This is a genomic window from Pseudorhodoplanes sp. (genome assembly GCF_035565795.1).
Classification (GTDB): Bacteria; Pseudomonadota; Alphaproteobacteria; order Rhizobiales; family Xanthobacteraceae; genus Pseudorhodoplanes.
Window position 1 is genome coordinate 24,473 of record NZ_DATMRV010000054.1, and the last position, 6,686, is coordinate 31,158.

Annotated in this window: 7 protein-coding genes; 4 read left to right on the top strand and 3 right to left on the bottom strand. The window is 62.0% G+C overall.

All coding sequences use genetic code 11. The features are described 5' to 3' along the window. Positions 1-15: 15 nt before the first annotated feature. Positions 16-717 (bottom strand): response regulator transcription factor, encoded by a 702-nt coding sequence (locus tag VNZ93_RS05965; RefSeq protein ID WP_325701466.1) that lies wholly within the window; start codon positions 715-717, stop codon positions 16-18. 205 nt (positions 718-922) lie between these two features. Between VNZ93_RS05965 and VNZ93_RS05970 the strand changes: the two genes are divergently transcribed. The 3 genes from VNZ93_RS05970 (at position 923) to VNZ93_RS05980 (ending at position 4,328) form a co-directional block, all read left to right on the top strand. Continuing rightward, on the top strand, positions 923-1,648 hold the full coding sequence (locus VNZ93_RS05970; RefSeq protein WP_325701485.1) for a HugZ family protein: 726 nt from the start codon (positions 923-925) through the stop codon (positions 1,646-1,648). Between the two features lie 121 nt (positions 1,649-1,769). Further along, positions 1,770-2,396, top strand: coding sequence for an OmpA family protein (locus VNZ93_RS05975; RefSeq protein ID WP_325701469.1), 627 nt, complete (start codon positions 1,770-1,772; stop codon positions 2,394-2,396). 312 nt (positions 2,397-2,708) lie between these two features. Beyond that, positions 2,709-4,328: a phosphoenolpyruvate carboxykinase gene (locus VNZ93_RS05980; RefSeq protein ID WP_325701488.1), complete on the top strand. Its 1,620-nt coding sequence runs from the start codon at positions 2,709-2,711 to the stop codon at positions 4,326-4,328. A 67-nt stretch (positions 4,329-4,395) separates the two neighbouring features. On the opposite strand, the gene VNZ93_RS05985 is transcribed toward VNZ93_RS05980, so the two are convergent. Beyond that, on the bottom strand, positions 4,396-5,244 hold the full coding sequence (locus tag VNZ93_RS05985; protein WP_325701472.1) for a LysR substrate-binding domain-containing protein: 849 nt from the start codon (positions 5,242-5,244) through the stop codon (positions 4,396-4,398). A gap of 98 nt (positions 5,245-5,342) precedes the next feature. Between VNZ93_RS05985 and VNZ93_RS05990 the strand changes: the two genes are divergently transcribed. Beyond that, a complete protein-coding gene (locus VNZ93_RS05990; RefSeq protein WP_325701475.1) occupies positions 5,343-5,753 on the top strand; it encodes a tautomerase family protein in 411 nt (136 codons plus the stop codon). 4 nt (positions 5,754-5,757) lie between these two features. On the opposite strand, the gene VNZ93_RS05995 is transcribed toward VNZ93_RS05990, so the two are convergent. Further along, positions 5,758-6,686 (bottom strand): Spy/CpxP family protein refolding chaperone (locus VNZ93_RS05995; protein ID WP_325701479.1); only part of this gene is annotated, 929 nt, incomplete at its 5' end.

The following is a 6,686-nucleotide window of genomic DNA, read 5'->3' on the forward strand; positions in this document are numbered from 1 at the left end:
GCCATTGGCCGCGGCTCAGGCTTCCTTGAAGCGGTAGCCGACGCCGTACAGCGTCTCGATCATGTCGAAGTCGTCGTCGACCACCTTGAACTTCTTGCGCAGCCGCTTGATGTGGCTGTCGATGGTGCGATCGTCGACATAGACCTGATCGTCATAGGCCGCGTCCATCAGAGCGTTGCGGCTCTTCACGACACCGGGCCGGCTCGCCAGCGCCTGCAGGATCAGGAACTCGGTGACGGTCAGCGTGACCGGCTCGCCCTTCCATGTGCAGGTGTGACGCTCGGGATCCATGCGCAGGAGCCCGCGCTCCAGCACTTTCGCAGTGTCGACCTCTTTCGGAGCGGTACCGTCTTTCGGCTGACCGCGGCGGAGCACGGCCTTCACGCGCTCGACCAGAAGACGCTGGGAGAACGGCTTACGAATGAAGTCGTCCGCGCCCATCTTCAGGCCGAACAATTCGTCGATCTCCTCGTCCTTCGAGGTCAGGAAGATCACCGGCATGTCGGTCTTCTGGCGAACCCGACGGAGCAATTCCATGCCGTCCATGCGCGGCATCTTGATGTCGAGAATTGCAAGATCAGGGGGTGACGACTTGAACCCGTCCAGTGCGGACGCGCCGTCGGTATAGGTCATGATCCGATACCCCTCCGCTTCGAGAGCGATGGACACGGAGGTGAGAATGTTGCGATCGTCGTCGACGAGGGCGATGGTCGGCATAACCCCTCTTTTCTTCAGCTCGGTGAATATCCCCGAGGGGCTTGAAGCCCGTAAAGCTGGGCCGAAATGTGACTATTCGGCAACAACTCCATGATTCTGCTTGAATGACGAACATATCCCTCTTTTGTTCCCGGTACCAGCACCGGGGGATCTCACGATCAGTCGCTGCGTGAGCACCACCCATGCGCGAAACAACGAGAATGCGATGAAGCCGCAAGCCGATTTCGACCCGAAGATCGCCGCGAAGAAACTCATGCGGGAAGCCCGTTCGGGCGCGCTCGCGACCCTCATGGCCCCCTCGGGAGATCCCTATTGTTCGCTGGTCAATGTTGCGACCGCATTCGACGGATCGCCGCTGCTGCTGATCTCCAGACTTGCGATTCATACAAAAAACGTGATCGCCGACAGCCGCGTGTCGCTGATGCTCGACGAGCGGAAGGAAGGCGATCCCCTGGAAGGCGCACGCGTCATGCTGATGGGCCGCGCCACGGTGACGACGGACGAGCACGACCGGCGCCGCTATCTCGCAAGGCAGCCGGAAGCCGAAATGTTCGCCGACTTCGCAGATTTTGCGTTTTACCGGATCGAGATTACGGCCGCGCATCTGGTCGCCGGGTTCGGCCGCATCGTGGACCTGAAGCCAGCAGACATTCTGGTCGACCCCGCCGGAGCAGACGACCTCCTCGCTGCGGAGGAACGCGCGTCGGCGCATATGAACGAGGATCACGCCGACGCCTGCCGGCTCTACGCGACCGCCCTCTACGGTGCTCCTGACGGGGACTGGCGCTGTGCCGGATTCGACCCGGAGGGCATGGAGCTGCAGAACGGCCGGACCGCCCTGCGCGTCCCCTTCCCCCAGCGGGTCAGCGGCTCCGGCCCGCTGCGAGCGGTGCTGGTGAAGATGGCCGAACAGGCGCGCCCGGCCAGCTGACTGAACCCGCGGTCACGGCGACGCGACCAATGTGTGAACCAGGGCGGCCCGCGGAGTCTCTGCACGCCTCCGGGCCGCTATGATATGTTTGCACGATTGCTGCCCGACCGAGGGGAAAGTTATGACGCGCACCACGCAATTTATTGCCGCCGGCATCGCAGCTGCATTCGTCTTCGCGAGCGCCATTCCGTCCTATGCGCAATCGAGCCGGATCGAAGAAGCGCTGACCCCGAAAAATCCGCCGAGCAAGACGCGCAGCCTCACCCGCTCGCTCAACGCATCTCCCGCCGACGCCGCCGAACAGAAGGTTCTGCAGAAGGCGCGCACGCGTGCGATCTCCGTCGAAGCGGTTGCGCCCGCCACCAAGGAAGAGCGCGAGGAAATCGCCAAGGTGATCGTCGACAAGCCGAAGATCGATATCGCGATATTCTTCGACTACAATTCCGACGTGATCGGTCCGAAGGCGATCGCGGCCGTGAACGAACTCGGCGTCGCGCTGCTGTCGGAAAAGCTGAAAGGCTCGGTCATCATGCTGAACGGGCATACCGATGCTGCCGGCAGCGCGAACTACAATCTCGATCTGTCGCACCGCCGCGCACAGTCGGTCCGCAAATACCTCATTCACACGTTCAAGATTCCCGAGGACAAGCTTCTGGTCGCGGGCTTCGGTTTCGAGCGGTTGAAGCTGCCCGATCAGCCCCTGTCGGGTGAGAATCGCCGCGTCGAGGTGGTCAACGCCTCGAACTGATCCCTCCCGGAAAGTTCAGTAAAGGGCGGCCGTTCTGGCCGCCCTTTTTCTTTGAGGGCGCCGGACACGGTGGGCCGGTCTGCAGCGATTCTTAACGACGCTTCGTTCGAGACGACGCGCACTTGTTGCGCTGCAACGAAGCCACAGAAACCATTCAGTCGCAAAATACTTGGCATGACGCCAGCGCAGTTCTAAGAGACCACGTCGGTCCGCCGGGGCCGTTTAAGTATTTTACAAAGGCCACGCTGATATCGGCGTGTGACTGAAAGGCGGGCGGTTTACCGCGGCCACATCATGATTTCGGAGGATTCGGTGCAGGAAACGGGTGTAAGGAACAAAGCTTACGGGGCTGAAAAATTTGGCCTGACGGATCTTCAAGCTGTTCATTGGAACCTGACTGATGCGCCGCTCTATGAGCACGCCATCGTAAAGGGCGAAGGCAACATTGTCGCCGGCGGCGCGCTCTGCGCGGAAACCGGCCACCACACCGGCCGCTCACCCAAGGACAAGCACACCGTGGAAGACGATCTCACCCGCGATAGCGTGTGGTGGGACGGCAACCGCAAGATGTCCAAGGAGCATTTCGACAATCTCTATGCGGACTTCCTCGCGCACTGCAAAGGCAAGCAGCTCTTCGCGCAGGACCTTTATGGTGGCGCCGACAAGACCTATCGCATCAAGGTCCGCGTCTTCACCGAACTGGCCTGGCACTCGCTGTTCATCCGGACCCTGCTGATCCGCCCCGAGCAGTCCGAGCTTCCTAGCTTCGTTCCGGACATGACCATCATCGACCTGCCGTCGTTCAAGCCGGACGCCAAGCGTCATGGCGGACGCGAAGGCTCCGACACGATGGTGGCGATCGACTTCACACGGAAAATCGTTCTGATCTGCGGCTCGTCCTATGCAGGCGAGATGAAGAAGTCGGTCTTTACCACGCTCAACTTCTACCTGCCGGCGCAGGGCGTCATGCCGATGCATTGCTCGGCCAATGTCGGGCCGAATGGGGACAGCGCGCTGTTCTTCGGTCTCTCCGGCACCGGCAAGACCACGCTCTCCGCTGATCCTAACCGCACCCTGATCGGCGACGACGAGACCGGGTGGGGTCCCGACGGCATCTTCAATTTCGAAGGTGGCTGCTACGCCAAGTGCGTCGATCTCACTTACGAAAAAGAGCCGCTGATCTGGGACGCGACCAATCGTTTCGGCGCCGTGCTTGAGAACGTCGTGTTCGATCCGGTCACGCGCATTCCGGACTACACCGACATCTCCAAGACCGAGAATACGCGTTCGGCCTATCCGCTGGAGTCGATCCCGAATGCGTCGCGCACTGGCTGCGCCGGCCATCCGAAGAACATCATCTTCCTGACCGCCGACGCTTACGGCGTGATGCCGCCGATCGCCAAGCTGACGCCGGCGCAGGCGATGTATCACTTCCTGTCAGGCTACACCGCGAAGGTGGCCGGTACGGAAAAGGGTCTCGTCGGCGTGCAGCCGGAATTCTCGACCTGCTTCGGCGCGCCGTTCCTACCGCGTCCGCCGGCCGAATACGGCAACCTGCTGCGCGACTACATCGCCAAGCACAATGTCGATTGCTGGCTGGTCAATTCGGGCTGGACCGGTGGCAAGTACGGCGTTGGCCGCCGCATGCCGATCAAGGCAACGCGCGCGCTCGTCACCGCCGCGCTCGATGGTTCGCTCAAGAACGCATCGTATCGCACCGATCCGTATTTCGGCTTCTCGGTACCGACCTCGGTGCCTGGCATCGAGCCGCATCTGCTCTATCCGATGAAGACTTGGCAGAACAAAAAAGAGTTCGACGAAACCGCGCGCGCGCTCGTGAAGATGTTCCAGGACAACTTCACCAAGTTTGAGGACAAGGTCGATGCCGAAGTCCGCAAGGCTGCCCCGGAAGTGCAAATCGCCGCGGAATAACAATCGAAAGACTTCGCACAGGAAGCAAAGGGCGGCCACGAGGCCGCCCTTTTGTTTTCGGCGCGCCTTATCGCGTCATCAATCCATCGGCGAGCAGCGACGTCAGATGCTTGGCCGCTGCGTTGGCGTCGCGACGCAGGCGCAGGCTGAATTTTGCATGCGGGAGCGCCGGGAGTGCGAGCCGTTTCGGCGCACGTTGTATTCCGGACTCGATTGAATGCGCCGTGCGTGCGGTGATGGCGATGCCGCTGCGCACGGCGGCCCGCAATCCCGACAGGCTGGCGCTGGTTGCGGCGATGCGATAGCGGCGCCTCGCCGTGTCGAGTGCCGCGATAATCGCGTTGCGAAAGCCGCACGGCGGATCGAGCAGCGCGAGCGGCAGTTCGTCGTCGCGGCCGATCGCGAAATCGGGCGCAGACAGCCAGATCATCGGCTGCTGCAGCACCGCATCGTCTTCCGCGCCATCGGTGCGCATGGTGATCGCAATATCGATTGCGCCCTGCTCGAATGCGGTCGTCAATTCCGCGGAGCGCCCGATGCGCAGATCGAGCCGCACGCGCGGATGCGTCCGCGCAAAGTTGCGAAGCAGGCCGGGCAACGTGCTGTCGGCAAAATCCTGCGTGCTGCCGAGTGCAACACGTCCGTTGGTGCGCGCGCCCTTCAGGCTCATCAGCGCATCACGATGCGCAGCGAGGATGCGGCGCGCATGTACCAGCAACTCTGCGCCCTCCGGGGTCAGGACCCGGCCACGGCCGGAGGCCTCAAGAAGCGTCGTTCCGGTTTGCGTTTCCAGCCGCTGCATCTGCGCCGTCACCGCCGACGGCGAGCGGCCGACGATTTCCGCGGCGCGCGCCAGCGATCCGCTGTCAGCGAAGGCCACGAAGGTCCGGAGGAGCTCGGTATCGAGGCTTTCCATACTTCGATGATATCGAATTAATGCTAAAAAACAATTCTATTTTTTTGACCGATGGTTTTTGTCAACCTGGCGACCTCACCTGCCGACAGGAGCACGCCATGCCCATCATCAACATCGCTGTCACCGGCAAGCCCGATCCGGCGCTGTCGCAACGCCTCGGCAGCGAAGTCACCGCGCTGACCAAGGCGCATCTGCGCAAGGACCCGACCGTCACTGCGGTCGCCGTCAATTACGTGGATCCCCGGCACTGGTTCGCGGGCGGCAAATCGCTCGCGGCGCAGAACGCGAACACGTTCTGGCTCGATATCAAGGTCGTCGACGGCACCAACACCAAGCAGGAATTGTCCGACTATATCGAGCGCGTCTTTGCGGCGCTCAGCGAGATCCTCGGCAAGATGCACAATGAAAGCTACGTGCTGGTGCATGAGGTTCCTGCCCCCGCTTATGGCTATGGCGGCAAGACACAGGAATTCCGCTTCGTCAGTGGCCGCCTGCAGGCGGCCGCTTAGGGCATCAGTTCGCGCGCTGCGCCTGACGGCCGAGAGTATTGAACTGCGCCTTCTGCTCGCTGGTCAGCGACGCATAGAACTCCTCGAGCGCTGGCCGGATCGTCTCTGCCGCATCAACCATCGCTGTCAGCCGCTTTTCCATCGCCTCAAGGCGTCCGGTCGGCGTCAGCGGGATTGCATCCGGGCACGCCGTCGCAAGCGCATCGATCGCCGCATTGGTGGAGTCATCGAGCTTGTCGAGCAGCGCTTTCTGCTGGTCGTTCGGATTAAGCCGCTCGCGCAGCGTCTCGATCGGCACTGCCGCAAGACCTGCCTTGTCACCGCCGCAGGCGTTTGCATCGGCCGCCTTGTTGCGTGCCGCCCTCGCCTCCGCCCGGCCGAGATCGGGTCCGATCGCATCGAACCGGGCGCGCTGCTCGTCGCTGAGCGAGTTGTAGAACGCTTCAAGAGCCGGGCGCAGGATCGCCAGCGCATCGAGCGATGCTTCAAGCCGCGATGTCATCGCATCGAGACGGCCTGTCGGCGTCATCGCAAAGTCAGTCCGGCAGGAGGACTTGAAGGTCGCGGCGGCTTCGTCGGCCGCGACCTTCAGTTCCTCGAACAGCTTTTTCTGTTCAGCCGTCGGCCTCACGGCAGCTTCGATCTGACGGAACGGCCACGCGGTTAGCGCCTGCGTCGGATTACAGACCTGTTCGACGGTACGGCGCACTTGCGGCCGCATCGATGATCCTTGCGGCGATACTGAACCGGTTGTTGCCGGAGGAACGAACTGCGCGAGCGGCGCCGCGCCGGGATCGTCGGCATACGGACTGCCATAGGCGAAGAACACGCCGTCGATGAAGTCATCGTAGGCATACGCCCAATAAGCGTCGTCGTACGCATAAGGGAAGAACGTGTAGTCGAAGAAGTCCGAATACAGATACGGATAGAAGA

Bases quoted from the DNA above. Each gene is read 5' to 3' on its own strand.
- VNZ93_RS05985 (WP_325701472.1), bottom strand. From the start codon at position 5,244: ATGGAAAGCCTCGATACCGAGCTCCTCCGGACCTTCGTGGCCTTCGCT.
- VNZ93_RS05975 (WP_325701469.1), top strand. From the start codon at position 1,770: ATGACGCGCACCACGCAATTTATTGCCGCCGGCATCGCAGCTGCATTC.
- VNZ93_RS05990 (WP_325701475.1), top strand. From the start codon at position 5,343: ATGCCCATCATCAACATCGCTGTCACCGGCAAGCCCGATCCGGCGCTG.
- VNZ93_RS05965 (WP_325701466.1), bottom strand. From the start codon at position 717: ATGCCGACCATCGCCCTCGTCGACGACGATCGCAACATTCTCACCTCC.
- VNZ93_RS05970 (WP_325701485.1), top strand. From the start codon at position 923: ATGAAGCCGCAAGCCGATTTCGACCCGAAGATCGCCGCGAAGAAACTC.